This is a genomic window from Streptomyces sp. MNU89, assembly GCF_020982505.1.
Classification (GTDB): domain Bacteria; phylum Actinomycetota; class Actinomycetes; order Streptomycetales; family Streptomycetaceae; genus Streptomyces; species Streptomyces xinghaiensis.
On record NZ_JAJKLL010000001.1, the window covers coordinates 3,163,036 to 3,181,832 of the forward strand.

General features: G+C 71.0%; 16 protein-coding genes. 2 read left to right on the plus strand and 14 right to left on the minus strand.

From position 1 onward, the window contains the following. The 12 genes from nuoL to E4N63_RS13595 all read right to left on the minus strand — a co-directional run bounded on the left by nuoL (nucleotide 1) and on the right by E4N63_RS13595 (nucleotide 13,027). The gene (gene nuoL / locus E4N63_RS13540; RefSeq protein ID WP_125622913.1) at nucleotides 1-1,941 is read right to left on the minus strand and encodes an NADH-quinone oxidoreductase subunit L; all 1,941 of its coding nucleotides are present in this window, start codon (nucleotides 1,939-1,941) and stop codon (nucleotides 1-3) included. A gap of 12 nt (nucleotides 1,942-1,953) precedes the next feature. Continuing rightward, nucleotides 1,954-2,253 carry an NADH-quinone oxidoreductase subunit NuoK gene (gene nuoK, locus E4N63_RS13545; RefSeq protein WP_019707766.1) on the minus strand — a complete coding sequence of 100 codons (300 nt, stop codon included), beginning with the start codon at nucleotides 2,251-2,253 and terminating at the stop codon, nucleotides 1,954-1,956. Then, nucleotides 2,250-3,071 carry an NADH-quinone oxidoreductase subunit J gene (locus tag E4N63_RS13550; protein WP_230240783.1) on the minus strand — a complete coding sequence of 274 codons (822 nt, stop codon included), beginning with the start codon at nucleotides 3,069-3,071 and terminating at the stop codon, nucleotides 2,250-2,252. Before E4N63_RS13550 ends, nuoK begins: the two co-directional genes overlap by 4 nt. Then, a complete protein-coding gene (gene nuoI, locus E4N63_RS13555; protein ID WP_125622911.1) occupies nucleotides 3,068-3,679 on the minus strand; it encodes an NADH-quinone oxidoreductase subunit NuoI in 612 nt (203 codons plus the stop codon). Before nuoI ends, E4N63_RS13550 begins: the two co-directional genes overlap by 4 nt. Further along, on the minus strand, nucleotides 3,669-5,081 hold the full coding sequence (gene nuoH, locus E4N63_RS13560; RefSeq protein ID WP_125622910.1) for an NADH-quinone oxidoreductase subunit NuoH: 1,413 nt from the start codon (nucleotides 5,079-5,081) through the stop codon (nucleotides 3,669-3,671). The genes nuoI and nuoH overlap by 11 nt, the downstream gene beginning before the upstream one ends. Then, nucleotides 5,078-7,687: an NADH-quinone oxidoreductase subunit G gene (locus E4N63_RS13565; RefSeq protein ID WP_230240785.1), complete on the minus strand. Its 2,610-nt coding sequence runs from the start codon at nucleotides 7,685-7,687 to the stop codon at nucleotides 5,078-5,080. The genes nuoH and E4N63_RS13565 overlap by 4 nt, the downstream gene beginning before the upstream one ends. Then, nucleotides 7,684-9,057, minus strand: coding sequence for an NADH-quinone oxidoreductase subunit NuoF (gene nuoF, locus E4N63_RS13570; protein WP_228429328.1), 1,374 nt, complete (start codon nucleotides 9,055-9,057; stop codon nucleotides 7,684-7,686). The genes E4N63_RS13565 and nuoF overlap by 4 nt, the downstream gene beginning before the upstream one ends. Next, entirely contained in the window at nucleotides 9,054-9,854 is an 801-nt protein-coding gene (nuoE, locus tag E4N63_RS13575) for an NADH-quinone oxidoreductase subunit NuoE (RefSeq protein WP_125622932.1), read from the minus strand. The genes nuoF and nuoE overlap by 4 nt, the downstream gene beginning before the upstream one ends. A gap of 41 nt (nucleotides 9,855-9,895) precedes the next feature. Next, a complete protein-coding gene (locus E4N63_RS13580) occupies nucleotides 9,896-11,218 on the minus strand; it encodes an NADH-quinone oxidoreductase subunit D (protein ID WP_125622908.1) in 1,323 nt (440 codons plus the stop codon). Nucleotides 11,219-11,327: 109 nt separating this feature from the next. Beyond that, the gene (locus E4N63_RS13585) at nucleotides 11,328-12,098 is read right to left on the minus strand and encodes an NADH-quinone oxidoreductase subunit C (RefSeq protein WP_125622907.1); all 771 of its coding nucleotides are present in this window, start codon (nucleotides 12,096-12,098) and stop codon (nucleotides 11,328-11,330) included. After that, nucleotides 12,095-12,649, minus strand: coding sequence for an NADH-quinone oxidoreductase subunit B family protein (locus E4N63_RS13590; RefSeq protein WP_019707757.1), 555 nt, complete (start codon nucleotides 12,647-12,649; stop codon nucleotides 12,095-12,097). Before E4N63_RS13590 ends, E4N63_RS13585 begins: the two co-directional genes overlap by 4 nt. An 18-nt stretch (nucleotides 12,650-12,667) precedes the next feature. Further along, complete coding sequence (locus tag E4N63_RS13595; protein ID WP_019707756.1) at nucleotides 12,668-13,027, minus strand: NADH-quinone oxidoreductase subunit A; 360 nt, start codon at nucleotides 13,025-13,027, stop codon at nucleotides 12,668-12,670. A gap of 828 nt (nucleotides 13,028-13,855) precedes the next feature. On the opposite strand from E4N63_RS13595, the gene E4N63_RS13600 reads away from it, so the two are divergent. Then, the gene (locus E4N63_RS13600) at nucleotides 13,856-14,692 is read left to right on the plus strand and encodes a C40 family peptidase (protein WP_125622906.1); all 837 of its coding nucleotides are present in this window, start codon (nucleotides 13,856-13,858) and stop codon (nucleotides 14,690-14,692) included. 117 nt (nucleotides 14,693-14,809) lie between these two features. On the opposite strand, the gene E4N63_RS13605 is transcribed toward E4N63_RS13600, so the two are convergent. Together E4N63_RS13605 and E4N63_RS13610 are read right to left on the minus strand one after the other, a co-directional pair. Next, nucleotides 14,810-16,096, minus strand: coding sequence for a geranylgeranyl reductase family protein (locus tag E4N63_RS13605; protein ID WP_125622905.1), 1,287 nt, complete (start codon nucleotides 16,094-16,096; stop codon nucleotides 14,810-14,812). Nucleotides 16,097-16,594: 498 nt separating this feature from the next. Continuing rightward, nucleotides 16,595-17,593, minus strand: coding sequence for an asparaginase (locus E4N63_RS13610; protein ID WP_095757011.1), 999 nt, complete (start codon nucleotides 17,591-17,593; stop codon nucleotides 16,595-16,597). Between the two features lie 229 nt (nucleotides 17,594-17,822). On the opposite strand from E4N63_RS13610, the gene E4N63_RS13615 reads away from it, so the two are divergent. Continuing rightward, nucleotides 17,823-18,278, plus strand: a complete 456-nt coding sequence (locus tag E4N63_RS13615; protein WP_030548149.1) for an Lrp/AsnC family transcriptional regulator — start codon at nucleotides 17,823-17,825, stop codon at nucleotides 18,276-18,278. The last annotated feature ends 519 nt before the right edge of the window (nucleotides 18,279-18,797 follow it).

The window sequence follows — 18,797 nt, forward strand, 5'->3', positions numbered from 1 at the left end:
TCAGACCGCCCTCATCAGCAGGGTCGCGGCGATCAGGACCGCCGTACCGCCGAACATCGAGACCGCGTAGGAGCGGACGAAGCCGTTCTGCATCCGCCGCATCCGGCCGGAGAGTCCGCCGACCGCCGCCGCGGTGCCGTTGACGACCCCGTCCACGCCCTTGTTGTCGACGTAGACCAGACCGCGGGTCAGATACTCGCCGGGCTTCACCAGTACGACGTGGTTGAAGTCGTCCTGGAGCAGATCGCGGCGGGCGGCCCGGGTGAGCAGCGAGCCGCGCGGCGCGGTGACGGGCACGGGCTTGCGGCCGTACTGCAGCCAGGCCACCAGCACACCGAGCAGCAGGACGACGACGGTAGCGCCGGTCACGGCCGCCGCGCTCAGCGGGGAGTGGCCGTGGTCGTGTCCGGTGACCGGCTCCAGCCAGTGCAGGAAGGAGCTGTTCCAGCTGAACAGCCCGCCCGCGAAGACGGACCCGAAGGCCAGCACGATCATGGGGATCGTCATGGACTTGGGCGACTCGTGCGGATGCGGCGTCGCGTGGTCGCCGGCCGTCTCGGCGGCGGGCTCCACGTCCGGCGCGTCCGCGGAGGGCGCCGGGCCCCAGCGCTTCTCGCCGAAGAAGGTGAGCAGCATGACGCGGGTCATGTAGTACGCGGTGATCGCGGCGCCCAGCAGGGCCACGCCGCCGAGGATCCAGCCCTCGGTGCCGCCCTTGGCGAAGGCGGCCTCGATGATCTTGTCCTTGGACCAGAAGCCGGAGAGGCCCGGGAAGCCGATGATCGCCAGATAGCCGAGGCCGAAGGTGACGAAGGTGACCGGCATGTACTTCCGCAAGCCCCCGTACTTCCGCATGTCCACCTCGTCGTTCATGCCGTGCATGACCGAACCGGCGCCGAGGAAGAGCCCGGCCTTGAAGAAGCCGTGGGTGACCAGGTGCATGATCGCGAAGACGTAGCCGATGGGGCCGAGACCGGCGGCCAGCACCATGTAGCCGATCTGCGACATCGTCGAGCCGGCCAGCGCCTTCTTGATGTCGTCCTTCGCGCTACCGACGATCGCACCGAAGAGCAGCGTGACCGCGCCGACGATGGCGACGACGAGCTGGGCGTCCGGCGAGCCGTTGAAGATGGCGCCGGAGCGGACGATCAGGTAGACGCCGGCGGTGACCATGGTGGCGGCGTGGATGAGGGCCGAGACCGGGGTCGGGCCCTCCATCGCGTCACCCAGCCAGGACTGCAGCGGCACCTGGGCCGACTTGCCGCAGGCGGCCAGCAGCAGCATCAGGCCGATGGCCGTCAGCATCCCCTCGGAGGTCTCGCCCGCCGAGGCCAGCACCGGCTCGAAGGCGAAGGTGCCGAAGGTCGTGAACATCAGCATGATCGCGATGGACAGGCCGACGTCGCCGACGCGGTTGACGATGAACGCCTTCTTCGCGGCGGTCGCCGCGCTCGGCTTGTGCTGCCAGAAGCCGATCAGCAGGTAGGACGCCAGGCCGACGCCCTCCCAGCCCGCGTACAGCAGCAGGTAGTTGTCGGCCAGGACCAGCAGCAGCATCGCCGCGAGGAACAGGTTGAGATAGCCGAAGAATCGGCGGCGCCGCTCGTCGTGCTCCATGTAACCGATCGAGTAGATGTGGATCAGCGAACCCACACCGGTGATCAGCAGTACGAAGGTCATCGACAGCTGGTCCAGCTGGAAGGCGACATCCGCCTGGAAGCCCTCCACGGGCACCCAGCTGAACAGGCGCTGGTGCAGGGCGCGGTCCTCGCCGTCCCGGCCCAGCATGTCGGCAAAGAGCACCGCGCCGACGACGAACGAGGCCACCGCGAGCGCCGTGCCGATCCAGTGCCCGGCGCGGTCCAGCCGCCGGCCGCCGCACAGCAGCACGGCCGCGCCGAGCAGCGGCGCCGCGACGAGCAATCCGATGAGGTTCTCCACTTCTTCGACCCCTTACAGCTTCATCAGAGAGGCGTCATCGACCGAGGCCGAGTGGCGGGTACGGAAGAGCATCACGATGATCGCCAGACCGATCACGACCTCCGCCGCGGCGACGACCATCGTGAAGAAGGCGATGATCTGCCCGTCGAGGTTGCCGTGCATCCGGGAGAAGGCGACCAGCGTCAGGTTGCAGGCGTTGAGCATCAGCTCGACGCACATGAACACGACGATCGCGTTGCGCCGGAGCAGCACCCCGGCGGCGCCGATGGTGAACAGCAGCGCGGCGAGATAGACGTAGTTCACCGGGTTCACTTGCCGGCCTCCTCAGAAGTGGCGTCCCGGCGCTCCAGGCGCACCTCGGAGCGCTGCTCCAGAGCGGCCAGATCGGCCAGCGCCCGCCCGGACACGTCGCGGATCTGGCCGCGGGCGCGCAGCGTCGGGTTGACGGTGAGCTCCGAGGGTGTGCCGTCCGGCAGCAGCCCGGGGATGTCCACGGCGTTGTGCCGGGCGTAGACACCGGGCGCGGGCAGCGGCGGGACCTGCTTCCCCTCGCGGACCCGGCGCTCGGCGAGTTCGCGCTGGCTGGGCAGGCGCTCGGTGCGCTCGCGGTGGGTCAGGATCATCGCGCCGACGGCGGCGGTGATCAGCAGCGCGCCGGTGAGCTCGAAGGCGAAGACGTACTGGGTGAAGATGGTCTCCGCCAGCCCCTGGACGTTCCCGCCGGCGTTGGCCGTGCCGAGTCCGGCGAAGGTCTCCAGCGAGGCGTTGCCGATGCCGGCGATCAGCAGGACGCCGAAGCCGAGGCCGGTGAGGGCGGCGAGCCAGCGCTGGCCCTTCAGGGTCTCCTTCAGCGAGTCCGCCGCGGTGACACCGACGAGCATCACCACGAACAGGAACAGCATCATGATCGCGCCGGTGTAGACGACGATCTGGACGACGCCCAGGAAGTAGGCGCCGTTGGCCAGGTAGAACACCGCGAGGATGATCATGGTCCCGGCGAGGCAGAGCGCGGAGTGGATCGCCCGGCGCAGCAGGACCGTGCCGAGCGCCCCGAGAACGGCCACGGTGCCCAGGACCCAGAACTGGACGGCCTCCCCGGTGGAGGTGGAGTAGGCGGCGAGCGTGCTCATCGTTCGACCACCTTCTCCGAGGCGGGCTCCCCCGGGCCGAAGTCGGACGCCGCGTCCTGCGGCATCTCGCCCTTGGAGACGGCCGGCTGCTGAACGGTCCCGGGGGCGGCCTCGGTGACGAGGCCCCGGTAGTAGTCCTGCTCGGTCATGCCCGGGAAGATGGCGTGCGGCGAGTCGACCATGCCCTCCTTCAGCCCCGCGAGCAGCTCCTCCTTGGTGTAGATGAGCGATTCGCGGGTCCGGTCGGCGAGCTCGTAGTCGTTGGTCATCGTCAGCGCCCGGGTGGGGCACGCCTCGACGCAGAGACCGCAGAGGATGCAGCGCAGATAGTTGATCTGGTAGACGCGGCCGTAGCGCTCGCCCGGCGAGTAGCGCTCCTCGTCGGTGTTGTCGGCGCCCTCGACGTAGATCGCGTCGGCGGGGCAGGCCCAGGCGCAGAGTTCGCAGCCGACGCACTTCTCCAGCCCGTCCGGGTGCCGGTTGAGCTGGTGCCGGCCGTGGAACCGGGGCGCCGTCGGCTTCTTCTCCTCCGGGTACTGCTCGGTCAGCCGCTTCTTGAACATGGCCTTGAAGGTCACGCCGAAGCCGGCCACGGGGTTATCGGGCATTGTCGGCCTCCTCTCCGTTGGTCGTCGCGTCGGAACCGGCGGCGACGGTCACGGGCGGCTGCTCGTGACGGGGGCGCCGGCGCGGAACCGGTGGCAGGGTCTGCCCCGGCATCGGCGGTACGGGGTAGCCGCCGGCCATCGGGTCGAACTCGCCCCCGGCGCCCTTGCCGTCCGCGCCGGGGCCGTCCGGCTCGTCCTGCCTGCCGCGGAAGAGATCCGCGACGAAGGACAGCAGCAGCACGACGAGCACGGCGCCGATCACATAGAACGCGATCTCCTGGAAGTCGTAGTTCTCGTTCCGCAGGGCCCGGACGGTGGCGACCATCATCAGCCAGACCATCGCGACCGGGATGAGGACCTTCCAGCCGAGCTTCATCAGCTGGTCGTAGCGGACCCGGGGGAGGGTGCCGCGCAGCCAGATGAAGCCGAAGAGCAGGAGGTTGACCTTGATGACGAACCAGAGCATCGGCCACCAGCCGTGGTTCGCGCCCTCCCAGAAGGTGCTGACCGGCCAGGGGGCGCGCCAGCCGCCGAGGAAGAGGGTGACCGCCACCGCCGAGACGGTGACCATGTTGATGTACTCGGCGAGCATGAACATCGCGAACTTGATCGACGAGTACTCGGTGTTGAAGCCGCCGACGAGGTCGCCCTCGGACTCCGGCATGTCGAACGGCGCCCGGTTGACCTCACCGACCATCGACACCATGTAGATGAGGAAGGACACCGGCAGCAGGATCGCGAACCAGCGGTCCCCCTGCGCGTCGACGATGGCCGAGGTGGACATCGAACCGGAGTAGAGGAAGACGGCCGCGAAGGAGAGGCCCATCGCGATCTCGTAGGAGATCACCTGGGCGACCGAGCGCATACCGCCGAGCAGTGGGTACGTCGAGCCGGAGGACCAGCCGGCGAGCACGATGCCGTAGATGCCGACGGAGGCGACGGCCAGGATGTACAGCACGGCGATCGGCAGGTCGGTCAGCTGCAGCGCGGTGCGCTCGCCGAAGATCGACACCTCGTTGCCGGGCGGGCCGAAGGGGATCACCGCGATCGCCATGAAGGCGGGGACCGCCGCGACGATCGGCGCCAGGACGTAGACGAGCTTGTCGGCCCGCTTGACGATGATGTCTTCCTTCAGCATCAGCTTGGCGCCGTCGGCGAGCGACTGCAGCAGACCCCAGGGGCCGTGCCGGTTGGGGCCGATGCGCCGCTGCATCCAGGCGACGACCTTGCGCTCCCACACGATGGAGAACAGCACGGTCAGCAGCACGAACGCGAAGCAGAAGACCGCCTTGAGCGCGACGAGCCACCAGGGATCGCCGCCGAACACCGACAGGTCCTCGGCCGCGAGGTGCACGGCCCGGCCCGGCTCGGCGGCCGCGTCCCACAGCGTGACGGAACTCATGAGCGCACCTCCTCGGCTTCGGTGCCCGCCGCGGCGGTGGCCGCGGAGAGCCGGACGACCTCACCGGGGCGGGCCCCGGTGTCGGCCAGGACGCCGCCCCCGACGGAGTTCAGCGGCAGCCAGACGACGCGGTCGGGCATCTCCGTGATCCGCAGCGGCAGTTCGGTCGAACCGGCCGGTCCGGAGACCCGCAGCGGCTCTCCCTCGGCGATCCCGGCCTCGGCGGCCGTGACCGCGGAGAGCCGGGCGACCGCTTCGTGCCGGGTGCCGGCCAGCGCCTCGTCACCGACCTGCAGGACGCCCTGGTCGAGCAGGAGCCGGTGACCCGCGAGGACCGCCTCGCCCGCGGACGGGCGGGCCGCGGACCGCGTGGTGCCGCCCGCCGGGCCGCCGTAGTCGGAGTCACCGGGCCCGGCGGGCACGGCGCCGGCCCAGCCGCCGAGCCGGTCCATCTCCCGGCGCACGGCGAGCAGATCGGGCAGGGCGAGCCGGGCGGCGGACCGCTCGGTGCCGCGCTCGCCGTCACCGGCGCCGAGGTCCGCGAGGGTGTCCGCGAGCATGTGCAGCACGCGGCTGTCGGGGACGACGTGGCGGCGGGTCATCTGGTCGGGCTTGATGGACGCCTCGAACATGCGCGCCCGGCCCTCCCAGTTGAGGAAGGTGCCGGCCTTCTCCGCGACGGCGGCGACCGGCAGGACCACATCGGCCCGCTCGGTGACCTCCGACGGCCGCAGCTCCAGGCTGACCAGGAAGCCCACCTCGTCCAGGGCCCGCCGGGCCGCCGCCGGGTCCGGGAGGTCCGCGACCTCCACGCCGCCGACGAGCAGCGCGGCCAGTCCGCCGGTGGTCGCGGCCTCGATGATCTCGCCGGTGTCCCGGCCGAGGCGGTGCGGCAGTTCGGCGGCGGAGACGCCCCAGGCGGCGGCGGTCTCCTCACGGGCGCGCGGGTCGGTGGCCGGGCGGCCGCCGGGCAGCAGCCCGGGCAGGGCACCAGCCTCGACCGCGCCCCGCTCCCCGGCCCGGCGCGGAATCCACACCAGTCGGGCACCGGTGGCGGTCGAGGCCCGTACGGCGGCGGAGAGCGCGCCCGGGGAGGCGGCCAGCCGTTCGCCGATGACGATGACGGCGCCCTCGGCGCGCAGCGCGTCGGCGGCGGCGTTGCCGTCCTCCTCCAGGCCGACCCGCCCGGCGAGGGCGTCCAGCCACTCCGCCTCGGTGCCCGGCGCGGCCGGCAGCAGTATGCCGCCGGCCTTGTTCAGGCCCGGGGTGGCGTAGGGCGCCAGGGAGAAGGTCTTCTGGCCGTGCTTGCGCATGGCCTTGCGGAGCCGCAGGAAGACCCCGGGGGCCTCCTCCTCGGACTCGAAGCCCGCCAGCAGGACGGCGGGCGCCTTCTCCAGCGCGGTGTACGTGACACCGGTGCCGTCGAGGTCCGTGCCGCGTCCCGCGACCCGGGAGGCCAGGAAGTCGGCCTCCTCGGTGCTGTGGACCCGCGCTCGGAAGTCGATGTCGTTGGTGTCGAGGGCGATCCGGGCGAACTTGGCGTACGCGTAGGCGTCCTCGGCGGTGAGCCGGCCGCCGGTGAGCACACCGGTGCGGCCGCGGGCGGCGGCGAGCCCGCGGGCCGCCGCCTCCAGGGCCTCCGGCCAGCTCGCCGGCTCCAGTTCACCGCTCTCGGCGCCGCGCACCAGCGGGGTGGTGAGCCGCTCCGGCCGCTGCGCGTAGCGGAAGGCGAAGCGGCCCTTGTCACACAGCCACTCCTCGTTGACCTCCGGGTCGTGGCCCGCGAGGCGCCGCATGACCTTGCCGCGCCGGTGGTCGGTGCGGGTCGCGCAGCCGCCCGCGCAGTGCTCGCAGACGCTGGGCGAGGAGATCAGGTCGAACGGGCGGGAGCGGAAGCGGTACGCGGCCGAGGTGAGCGCGCCGACCGGGCAGATCTGGATGGTGTTGCCGGAGAAGTAGGACTGGAACGGGACGTCCTCGCCGGTGCCGATCTGCTGCAGCGCGCCGCGCTCCAGCAGTTCGATCATCGGGTCGCCGGCGATCTCCTTGGAGAAGCGGGTGCAGCGGGCGCAGAGGACGCAGCGTTCACGGTCCAGCAGCACCTGGGTGGAGATCGGGACGGGCTTCTCGTACGTCCGCTTCTGCCCGTCGAAGCGGGTGTCGGCCTGGCCGGTGCTCATCGCCTGGTTCTGCAGCGGGCACTCGCCGCCCTTGTCGCAGACCGGGCAGTCCAGCGGGTGGTTGATGAGGAGGAACTCCATCATCCCGCGCTGGCTCTTCTCGGCGACGGGTGAGGTGAGCTGAGTCTTCACCACCATCCCGTCCGTACACGTGATCGTGCAGGAGGCCATGGGCTTGCGCTGGCCCTCGACCTCGACCAGGCACTGGCGGCAGGCACCGACCGGATCGAGGAGGGGGTGGTCGCAGAACCGCGGGATCTCGATGCCCAGTTCCTCGGCGGCGCGGATGACGAGCGTGCCCTTGGGCACGCTGGTCGTGATGCCGTCGATGGTGAGCGTGACGAGGTCCTCCGGCGGCACGGCCGCCTCACCGCTCCCGGAGGACCCGGGGGAGCCGCTGTTGGACGCTGCGGCGGTGACGGTCATGCGTTCACCTCCAGGTGAGAGGTCGAGGGGCCGTCGGCCCAGAGGGTGGAGCGGGCGGGGTCGAAGGGGCAGCCCCGGCCGGTGATGTGCTGCTCGTACTCCTCGCGGAAGTACTGGAGCGAGGAGAAGATCGGGCTGGCGGCGCCGTCCCCGAGCGCGCAGAACGCCTTGCCGTTGATGTTGTCGGCGATGTCGTTCAGCTTGTCGAGGTCGGAGATCTTGCCCTTGCCGGCCTCGATGTCCCGCATGAGCTGGACGAGCCAGTAGGTGCCCTCGCGGCAGGGGGTGCACTTGCCGCAGGACTCGTGGGCGTAGAACTCGGTCCAGCGGGTGACGGCGCGGACCACGCAGGTGGTCTCGTCGAAGCACTGGAGCGCCTTGGTGCCGAGCATGGAGCCGGCGGCGCCGACGCCCTCGTAGTCGAGGGGGACGTCGAGGTGCTCGTCGGTGAGGAGCGGGGTGGAGGAGCCGCCGGGGGTCCAGAACTTCAGCCGGTGGCCGGGGCGCATCCCGCCGCTCATGTCGAGGAGCTGGCGCAGGGTGATGCCGAGCGGGGCCTCGTACTGGCCGGGGCGGGCGACGTGCCCGGAGAGCGAGTAGAGCGTGAAGCCCGGGGACTTCTCGCTGCCCATCGAGCGGAACCACTCCTTGCCGCGGGCGAAGATGGCGGGCACGGAGGCGATGGACTCGACGTTGTTCACCACGGTGGGGCAGGCGTAGAGGCCGGCGACCGCGGGGAACGGGGGCCGCAGCCGGGGCTGGCCGCGGCGGCCCTCCAGGGAGTCCAGCAGCGCCGTCTCCTCACCGCAGATGTACGCGCCGGCGCCGGCGTGCACGGTGATGTCGAGGTTCTTGCCGCTGCCGAGGGCGTCCGGGCCGAGGATGCCCGCCGCGTACGCCTCGCGCACCGCCTCGTGGAGCCGGCGGAGGACGGGGACCGTCTCGCCGCGCAGATAGATGAAGGCGTGGCTGGAGCGGATCGCGTGGCAGGCGATCACGATGCCCTCGATGAGGGAGTGCGGGTTGGCGAAGAGGAGCGGGATGTCCTTGCAGGTGCCGGGCTCCGACTCGTCGGCGTTGACGACGAGGTAGTGCGGCTTGCCGTCGCCCTGCGGGATGAACTGCCACTTCATCCCGGTGGGGAAACCGGCGCCGCCGCGGCCGCGGAGGCCGGCCTCCTTGACGTAGGCGATGACGTCGTCGGGGTCCATGGCGAGGGCCTTGCGCAGCCCTTCGTAGCCCTCGTGGCGGCGGTAGGTCTCCAGCGTCCAGGACTCGGGTTCGTCCCAGAACGCGGAGAGCACCGGGGAGAGGAGCTTCTCGTGGCCCATCCCGTCTCCGTTTCCGTCGGTGCGGGCGGACTCGGTCATCGCTCGCCCTCCTCGGACACCGGTCCGGCCGGGTTGGCCGGATCGGACGCGGCGGTCTTCTGCGGGGCGTCGTGGGAGCTGGGGTGGGTGTCCCGCTCCTCGCCGGTGGGTGCCGCGCCGCGGGACGGCCCGGGGCGGCCGGGTTCCGGTTCGCCCTTGGCCAGCCGGAGTCCGGCCAGCGAGGCCGGGCCGGCGCCGCCGCTCTCCGCGACCGCGCCGGGCCGCTCGTCGGGGAAGCCGGCCAGGATGCGGGCGGTCGCCTTGAAGTCGCAGAGCTTGGCGCCGCGGGTGGGCGCGACCTCGCGGCCGGCCCGCAGGTCGTCGACGAGGGCCTTGGCGCTGTCCGGGGTCTGGTTGTCGAAGAACTCCCAGTTGACCATCACGACCGGCGCGTAGTCGCAGGCGGCGTTGCACTCGATGTGCTCCAGGGTGACCTTGCCGTCCTCGGTGGTCTCCTGGTTGCCGACGGCCAGGTGTTCCTTCAGCTCGTCGAAGATCTGGTCGCCGCCCATGACCGCGCAGAGCGTGTTGGTGCAGACGCCGACCTGGTAGTCGCCGGAGGGCTTGCGGCGGTACATCGTGTAGAAGGTCGAGACGGCGGTGACCTCGGCCGTGGTCAGCCCGAGCATCTCGGCGCAGAACTTGATGCCGGTGCGGGTGACGTACCCCTCCTCGGACTGCACGAGGTGCAGCAGCGGCAGCAGCGCGGAACGGCTGTCCGGGTAGCGGGAGATCACCTCCGCGGCGTCCGTCTCCAGCCGGGTGCGGACCTCGGCGGGGTAGTCGGGGGCGGGCATCTCGGGGATGCCGAGCGCCACCTCCCGGTTGGCTGGTGTGGTCACCGGTCCACGCCTCCCATCACGGGGTCGAGGGATGCGACGGCGACGATGACGTCGGCGACCTGGCCGCCCTCGCACATCGCCGCCACGGCCTGCAGGTTGGTGAAGGACGGATCCCGGAAGTGGACCCGGTACGGGCGGGTGCCGCCGTCGCTGACGACGTGGACGCCCAGCTCGCCCTTCGGGGACTCCACCGCCGTGTACGCCTCGCCCGGGGGCACGCGGAAGCCCTCGGTGACCAGCTTGAAGTGGTGGATGAGGGCCTCCATGGAGGTGCCCATGATCTTCCTGATGTGGTCCAGGGAGTTGCCGAGCCCGTCCGGGCCGAGCGCGAGCTGCGCGGGCCAGGCGATCTTCTTGTCGGCGACCATCACCGGGCCCGGCTCCAGCCGGTCCAGGCACTGCTCGACGATCCGCAGGCTCTGCCGCATCTCCTCCAGCCGGATCAGGAACCGGCCGTAGGAGTCGGCGGTGTCGGCGGTCGCCACCTCGAAGTCGTAGGTCTCGTAGCCGCAGTACGGGTCGGCCTTGCGCAGGTCGTGCGGGAGGCCGGTGGAGCGGAGGACGGGACCGGTGACGCCGAGGGCCATGCAGCCCGTCAGGTCGAGGTGGCCGATGCCCTGGAGGCGCGCCTTGAAGATCGGGTTGCCGGTGGCCAGGGCGTCGTACTCCGGAAGGTTCTTCCGCATCTGCTTGATGAACTCGCGGACGGCGTCGACGGTGCCGGCCGGCAGGTCCTGGGCGAGGCCGCCGGGGCGGATGTACGCGTGGTTCATCCGCAGGCCGGTGATCAGCTCGAAGAGGTCCAGGACCAGTTCGCGGTCGCGGAAGCCGTAGATCATGATCGTGGTGGCGCCCAGCTCCATGCCGCCGGTGGCGAGAGCCACCAGGTGGGAGGAGATCCGGTTGAGCTCCATCATCATGACCCGGATGACGCTGGCCCGGTCGGGGATGTCCGCCTCGATGCCGAGCAGCTTCTCCACGCCCAGGCAGTACGCCGTCTCGTTGAAGAACGGCGTGAGGTAGTCCATGCGGGTGACGAAGGTGGTGCCCTGCGTCCAGTTCCGGTATTCGAGGTTCTTCTCGATGCCGGTGTGCAGGTAGCCGATGCCGCAGCGGGCCTCGGTGACCGTCTCGCCGTCGATCTCCAGGATGAGCCGGAGCACCCCGTGCGTGGACGGGTGCTGCGGGCCCATGTTGACGATGATGCGCTCGTCGTCCGCCTGGGCCGCGGCCTGGGCGAGCTCGTCCCAGTCGCCGCCGGTGACGGTGTAGACCTTGCCTTCGGTGGTCTCGCGTTCCTGCGCGTGCGAGGTCGTCATCGGGTCCCTCCCCGCGTGGTCGTGGCCGGCGTGCCGTGCCCCGTGGGGGCCGCGGCCGGCGGCTGCTGGTGCTTCTCGGGGGCCGGTCGCCCCCCGGGGATACGCGGCATCAGTGGTACGACCTCCGCTGGTCGGGGGCCGGGATCTGGGCGCCCTTGTACTCGACGGGGATGCCGCCGAGCGCGTAGTCCTTGCGCTGCGGGTGGCCCTGCCAGTCGTCCGGCATCATGATCCGCGTCAGCGCCGGGTGGCCGTCGAAGATCATTCCGAAGAAGTCGTAGGCCTCGCGCTCGTGCCAGTCGTTGGTCGGGTAGACCTCGACGATCGAGGGGATGTGCGGGTCGCCGTCCGGGGCGCTCACCTCCAGCCTGATCACCCGGTTGTGGGTGATGGAGCGCAGGTGGTAGACGGCGTGCAGCTCGCGGCCCTTGTCGTCCGGGTAGTGCACACCGCTGACGCCCGTGCAGATCTCGAAGCGGAGCGCCGGGTCGTCGCGGAGGGTGCGGGCCACCCGCGGCAGGTGCTCGCGGGCGATGTGGAAGGTCAGTTCGTCGCGGTCGACGACGGTCTTCTCGATGGCGTTCTCCGGGAGCAGGCCCTGCTCGTCCAGGGCGCCCTCGAGTTCGTCCGCGACCTCGTCGAACCAGCCGCCGTACGGGCGGACGGACGGGCCGGGCAGCCGTACGGTGCGGACCAGGCCGCCGTAGCCGGAGGTGTCGCCGGGGCCGTCGGCGCCGAACATGCCGCGGCGGACGCCGATGGCCTCACCGCGGTCGCCGCGGTTGCCGGGCAGGTTCTGGGTGTTGAGGTCCTGGTCGGGGTTGACCCCGCTGGCCCCCGCCTCGCGGCCCGTGGGGGCGTTCTCGTTCTTCTCGCTCACCTCAGCAGGCCCTTCATCTCGATCGTCGGCAGCGCCTTGAGCGCCGCTTCCTCCGCCTCGCGGGCCGCCTGCTCTCGGTTGACGCCGAGCTTGGAGCCCTGGACCTTCTCGTGGAGCTTGAGAATGGCGTCGAGCAGCATCTCGGGGCGGGGCGGGCAGCCGGGCAGATAGATGTCGACGGGGACGATGTGGTCGACGCCCTGCACGATCGCGTAGTTGTTGAACATGCCGCCGCTGGAGGCGCAGACACCCATGGAGATGACCCACTTGGGGTTGGGCATCTGGTCGTAGACCTGGCGCAGCACCGGGGCCATCTTCTGGCTCACCCGGCCGGCCACGATCATCAGGTCGGCCTGGCGCGGCGAGCCGCGGAAGACCTCCATGCCGAAGCGGGCGAGGTCGTAGCGGCCGGCTCCGGTGGTCATCATCTCGATGGCGCAGCAGGCGAGCCCGAACGTGGCCGGGAACATCGACGACTTGCGGACCCAGCCCGCGGCCTGCTCGACGGTCGTCAGCAGAAAGCCGCTCGGAAGTTTCTCTTCGATACCCATGGCTTCTCCTCCGTTCCCCTAGTCCCAGTCCAGTCCGCCGCGGCGCCAGACATAGGCGTAGGCGACGAAGACGGTGAGCACGAAGAGGAGCATCTCGACGAGTCCGAAAATCCCGAGCATGTCGAAGGAGACGGCCCAGGGGTAAAGGAAGACGATCTCGATATCGAAAATGATGAAGAGCATCGCCGTCAGGTAGTACTTGATCGGGAACCGGCCGCCGCCGGCCGGCTGCGGCGTGGGCTCGATCCCGCATTCGTACGCCTCGAGCTTGGCCCGGTTATAGCGCTTCGGGCCGACGATCGACGCCATGACCACGGAGAAGATCGCGAAGCCTGCACCGAGGGCGCCGAGCACGAGGATGGGTGCATAGGCGTTCACGCTGCTCGCTCCTTCCAGTCGACGGTGACTGCTGCTCCCCCGCCCTGGGCGGAGGGTGGCCGCACCGTGGCCGCCCCACCAAGATCGTGATTATGTGAGGCAGTTCACAAGCCCAGGCCGAGGGCATCTTATGCCCGGGGGTCTGTGAGCTGCGACACGGGGGTCACCTCGGCCTTTGTGATCTCCACCACCCGGGCGTTCGACAGCAAAGCGGAACCCGGAAACGGCTTGCACCCTGCGCGTTTCCACGGCCACAGACCGCAATACCCTCGCCGGTCACCGCAGGTCGGAGCGGTGCTTGCACTATCAAGAACCGTCGTCCCGAAACAAATTGGCGCTGGACGGCCGGCAAGTGATAGTCACGGTCCGGCCACGGCCGCCGGCGGACGCCGGCGGAACACACCGCCCGCCGGGGCACCAAGATCGTTGGTGTGTGCACGGATTCACGTACGGCCGCGACGCCGCTCCCCGGATCACCACGTGCCGGATTCCGGGGAGCGACGGGACGGCTTCCGCCCCCGCGGTGACGGCCCCCGGCGGCACGCGGCGCCGCCGGCCGCCCCGGAAGGCCGGAATACGTGACCTTTCCCACGCCGCTTCCGGTGAACGGATCCGGCGATTGGCCCGTGGGCCGAGGGGTGGTAAACCCCGGAACAAAACGGGCGAATCATTGAAACGTCTTGCTCATGACGGGTTTGTGAATCCGCTATCACAGGGCGGTAACGGCAGCCGAAGATCGAATTCCGGCTATTGCCGTCGCGTACGCGTCAACTGTGTCCCATCCCACTCCTGTTGATCGCGGCGAGGGTCTTTGATAGCCAGGACCCCATGGCCCATACCGCTCACATACCCAGCCACCGGAAACCCCGGCGCAACGTCTCCACCAGAACGCTGCGTTCCGGAGTTGCCGGTGGCGTCCTCAGCACCATCGCCGTGACGGCAGCGGCCTCCTCCGCCAACGCCGCGCCGGCCGCCCAGACGGCCGAAATGCCCACCATCAGCGCCTCGTTCGCCGAGGACGCCGCGATGTCCACCGCCGCCACCCAGCAGGCGGCCCTGAACCTGGAGATCGCGAGCGAGCGGGACGCCCTCGCCGCCACCGAGAAGAAGGCCGCGAAGCAGGCCCGCGCCGAGGCCGAACGGAAGGCCGAGGCCGAGCGCAAGGCCAAGGCCAGGGCCGCCGCGGAGCGCGCCGAGGCCGCCCGCGAAGCCGCCGCGGAGCGCTCCGACCGCTCCGAGGAGCGCACGACGCTCTCCACCGCCACCACCTCCGCCGCGTCCACCGCCTCGTCGGCCGGCTCCTCCGCCACGGGCAGCGCCGCGACCGTGGTGAACTTCATCAAGGCCCAGGTCGGCAAGGCGTATGTCAGCGGCGCCGTCGGCCCCTCCGCGTACGACTGCTCGGGCCTCACCACCGCCGCGTTCCGCACCGTGGGCGTCTCCCTGCCGCGGGTCTCCCAGGACCAGTCGACGGCGGGCACCCCGGTGTCGCTGAACGCCCTCCAGCCGGGCGACATCCTCTACTGGGGCGGCGCCGGCAGCGCGTACCACGTGGCCGTCTACATCGGTGACGGCAAGTACGTCGGCGCGCAGAACTCCAGCACGGGCGTCGTCGAGCGCACCCTCGACTGGGACCCGCCGACGGGCGCCGTCCGCGTCCTCTGACACGGCGTTACCCCGCGGCAACCTCAGCCGCAACCGCCACACGCGCCCGTCAGGGCACGCAACGCACGCGCCGAGGGCCGTCATCCCACTCGGGGATGACGGCCCTCGGCGCGTCCGTCAGGCCCGCGGAGCCACCTTGCTGAGGCCGTTGATGACGCGGTCCATCGCGTCGCCGCCCGTCGGGTCGGTGAGGTTGGCCAGCATCTTGAGGGTGAAGCGCATCAGCAGCGGGTGGGTCAGGCCGCGTTCGGTCGCGATCTTCATGACCTTCGGGTTGCCGATCAGCTTCACGAAGGCGCGGCCCAGGGTGTAGTAGCCGCCGTAGGTGTCCTTGAGCACCTTCGGGTAGCGCTGGAGGGCCAGTTCGCGCTGGGCCGGGGTCTGCCGGGCGTGCGCCTGGACGATCACCTCGGCCGCGATCTGCCCGGACTCCATGGCGTAGGCGATGCCCTCGCCGTTGAACGGGTTGACCAGGCCGCCCGCGTCACCGACCAGCAGCAGCCCGCGGTGGTAGTGCGGCTGCCGGTTGAAGGCCATCGGCAGCGCGGCGCCCCGGATCGGGATGGTCATGTTCTCCGGGACATAACCCCAGTCCTCGGGCATCGAGGCGCACCAGGCCTTGAGCACCTCGCGCCAGTCCAGCTCCTTGAAGGCCGAGCTGCTGTTGAGGATGCCGAGGCCGACGTTGGAGGTGCCGTCGCCCATGCCGAAGATCCAGCCGTAGCCGGGCAGCAGCCGGTCCTGCGGGCCGCGCCGGTCCCACAGCTCCAGCCAGGACTCCAGGTAGTCGTCGTCGTGGCGCGGGGAGGTGAAGTACGTCCGGACGGCCACGCCCATCGGGCGGTCCTCGCGCCGGTGCAGGCCCATCGCCACCGACAGCCGGGTGGAGTTGCCGTCGGCGGCCACCACGACCGGGGCGTGGAAGGTGACGGGCGTCTTCTCCTCGCCGAGCTTCGCCTCGACGCCGGTGATGCGGCCGGTGCGGGGGTCGAGGACCGGGGCGCCGACGTTGCAGCGCTCGTGGAGCCGCGCCCCGGCCTTCTGTGCGGCGTGGGCGAGCTGCTCGTCGAAGTCGTCGCGCTTGCGGACCAGCCCGTAGTCCGGGAAGGAGGCGAGCTCCGGCCAGTCCAGCTCCAGCCGGACACCGCCGCCGATGATCCGCAGGCCCTTGTTGCGCAGCCAGCCGGCTTCCTCGGAGATGTCGATGCCCATGGCGACGAGTTGCTTGGTGGCGCGCGGCGTCAGGCCGTCGCCGCAGACCTTCTCTCGGGGGAAGGCCGTCTTCTCCAGCAGCAGGACATCGAGCCCGGACTTCGCCAGGTGGTACGCGGTCGTGGAGCCGGCGGGGCCGGCCCCGACGACGATGACATCGGCGCTGCGCTCGTTGAGGTCGGTGTCGGTCACGTCGGCACTCCCGGCGAGAGGCGGAGCGCAGGCCCTCGTCGGGGCGGCCTGCGGGGAACGGCTCAAGTCTATGCAGGGGGACGGACGGCGCTTGGGCGGGTCGGGTACCGGCGGCTGCCGGCCCGGCTGCCGCTGCCGGCCGGCGCCCCGGCCGGCGGTGCCGACTGTCCCGGGTTCGCGGAGGACGGGCGGCAGGGCCCGGGCGGGCGGCCGGTGGGCGGGCCGCCGGGCCGGGCGGCCGGGGAACGGCCGGGGAACGGTGACCGGATGGTCCGACGGGCGCGGTGGCGCCCCGGGCGCGGAGGTGTCCCGGACGGGCGGCGGCCCCGGTTCACACGGAACCGGGGCCGGGCGCACGGCAGTTGGGGCCGGGTGTCGGGGCGGTCCGCCGCACCGGGCCGGTACGGGCCCGTATCGGTTCACCGGGCCGGGTACGGGCCCGTACCGCTCCCGGAGCCGCACCGGCCGCCACCGGCCGTACCCGGCCGCCCTGATCCGTCAGGCCGGGACCGGGGCCCCGCTCGGGTCGGCGATCCGGCGCAGGGTGGCCGTCCGCTCCGCCGTGTCCGTGGAGGACATCAGGGCGGCCAGGACCGCCATGCGCGACTGTCCGGCGCGCAGGGAGCCGGTGGGCACCGCGCCGGCCTCGATCAGGTCCACGGCCCCGCCGCCCGTGTAGATGGGGGTGACGGGGCCCGCCGGGACGCGGGTGGTGAGGGCGACCAGCACCCCCCGCCCGACGGCTCGCGCCACCGCTTCCGTGAACGCCGGGGTGGCGTTGCCCGCGCCGGTGGCGACGAGCACGATGCCGCGGGCACCGGCCTCCACCGCGGCGTCGAAGAGCAGCGGGTCGGCGTCGGCGTGGTGCATGACCATGTCGACGCGCGGCAGGGGCGCCTCGACCGGCGGCAGCGGCAGCGCCTCGGTGCGCTCGGGTCGGCGCCGTACGGTGACCCGGCCCCAGCCGACCTTGCCGACCGCGTCGCAGGACGGGTCGTGGAAGGCGTCGGGGGCGGTGGTGTGGGTCTTGATGGTGCCGCGGGCGGCGTGGATCCGTCCCGCGAAGACGGCCAGGGTGCCCAGGTCCTCGACGGAGGAGGCGGTCAGCAGGGCGTCGTAGAGGTTGCCGGCGGCGTCGCCCTCGGCGTCCTCCAGCGGGCGCTGGGCGCCGGTGAAGACGACAGGGCGGCGGTCGGCGTGGTGCAGGTCGAGGAGGAAGGCGGACTCCTCCAGGGTGTCGGTGCCGTGGGTGACGACGACACCGTCGACGCCCGGGTCCTCCAGCACCTCGTGGACCGCGCGCAACAGCGTGATCTGGTGCGCGGTGGTGAGCCGGGGGCTGTTGACCGTGAAGAGATCGACCACTTCGGTGGTCACGTCCTCGGGGAGGTCGGCGGCGGCGAGCACGTCCTGCCCGGCCGCGTCCGCCGCGTACCCCTTGCCCTGCCAGCGGCTGGCTATCGTCCCGCCCGTGGTGACCACGACGACACGTCGCATACTGCCCCCTCGCCCGTCCGGAATGCCGGAGAAGAACACTGAAGAGCACCCGGGCCGACGGCCCGGCGCCCCCGGGACCCGGAGTCCCGTGGGCGGCCCGGGGCCCGCGCCCGGAGAAGACCCATACGGACGAGTAACCTCGTCCTACCAGCAAGAATAGCCAGTTTTGCCCAAAATAAGTTGCCAAGTCCTGTGGTCTACGCGCCTTGATTTGGCAGACAATGACGCTATGGACGCCATCGACCGCAGCATCTTGCGCGAACTCCAGAAGGACGGCCGGCTCACCAACCAGGAACTGGCCCAGCGCGTGGGCCTCTCCCCCTCCCCCTGCCTGCGCCGGGTCCGCCAGCTCGAACAGGACGGCGCGATCCGCGGCTACCGCGCCCTGCTCGACCCGGCGGCGGTGGGCCGGGGCTTCGAGGTCCTCGTCTCCGTCGAGGTCCGCCGCGACCGCGAGACGGTGGAGGCCTTCGAGGACGCCCTCCAGGACCTCCCCGACGTGGTCGAGGCCTACCGCCTCTTCGGCAGCCCGGGCTGCCTGCTGCGGATCGCGGTCGCGGACATCGAGACGTACGAGCGGCTCTGGATCGAGAAGATCACGGCCCTGCCGGGGGTGACGGAGGTCAACTCCCAGATCGTGATGAAACGCATCAAGGAGCCGCAGGGGTTGCCGATCGGGGGCTGACACCGGCCGGTGCCCGCGTTATGCCGGTGCCGCGGAAGGGCGGTGGTTCGCGAGCCGGGAACTGGGCGAGGGCGCCGGACCCGGCGTGAAGCCTGGCTGCGCCAGAAGCCGGCAAGCGCGGCCGGGGCGGCATCGACGACGGATTTCGGCCGGGCGGGTGAGGGCATTGGGTGGTGCCGCGTTCTCCAGATGAGTCGGTCTGACCCCTCGTTCATCCAGGTTGCCATCGGCGCCGCCCCAGACTCCGCCGTCAGCGGGTGGACTGACGATTCCGTTCCACTTCCAACCGCAACTTTTCGAGATCACCGGCAGTCACCGAGAAGGGCGAACAGTAGACGCCAAGGATCTCGATCTGCTCATCTCGACTCCAACTGTCCCACATTGAGACCGAGGCAGCATGGCCAATGACCACGTCCCGCTCAAGTTCTCGCCCTTCCCATTCTCGCCATTCTTCCCAACGGCGTGCCCGACCTTCATCCCCCGACTCCCGGCTCCCCGCAAGCTGTTGGCCTCGCAGGA

Excerpts from the sequence above, each read along its gene's own strand:
- nuoE (WP_125622932.1), bottom strand. The coding sequence starts at position 9,854 with ATGCCCGCCCCCGACTACCCCGCCGAGGTCCGCACCCGGCTGGAGACG.
- E4N63_RS13615 (WP_030548149.1), top strand. The coding sequence starts at position 17,823 with ATGGACGCCATCGACCGCAGCATCTTGCGCGAACTCCAGAAGGACGGC.
- nuoF (WP_228429328.1), bottom strand. The coding sequence starts at position 9,057 with ATGACCGAGTCCGCCCGCACCGACGGAAACGGAGACGGGATGGGCCAC.
- E4N63_RS13600 (WP_125622906.1), top strand. The coding sequence starts at position 13,856 with ATGGCCCATACCGCTCACATACCCAGCCACCGGAAACCCCGGCGCAAC.
- E4N63_RS13580 (WP_125622908.1), bottom strand. The coding sequence starts at position 11,218 with ATGACGACCTCGCACGCGCAGGAACGCGAGACCACCGAAGGCAAGGTC.
- E4N63_RS13550 (WP_230240783.1), bottom strand. The coding sequence starts at position 3,071 with ATGAGCACGCTCGCCGCCTACTCCACCTCCACCGGGGAGGCCGTCCAG.
- nuoH (WP_125622910.1), bottom strand. The coding sequence starts at position 5,081 with ATGAGTTCCGTCACGCTGTGGGACGCGGCCGCCGAGCCGGGCCGGGCC.
- E4N63_RS13610 (WP_095757011.1), bottom strand. The coding sequence starts at position 17,593 with ATGCGACGTGTCGTCGTGGTCACCACGGGCGGGACGATAGCCAGCCGC.
- E4N63_RS13590 (WP_019707757.1), bottom strand. The coding sequence starts at position 12,649 with ATGGGTATCGAAGAGAAACTTCCGAGCGGCTTTCTGCTGACGACCGTC.
- nuoI (WP_125622911.1), bottom strand. The coding sequence starts at position 3,679 with ATGCCCGATAACCCCGTGGCCGGCTTCGGCGTGACCTTCAAGGCCATG.
- E4N63_RS13565 (WP_230240785.1), bottom strand. The coding sequence starts at position 7,687 with ATGACCGTCACCGCCGCAGCGTCCAACAGCGGCTCCCCCGGGTCCTCC.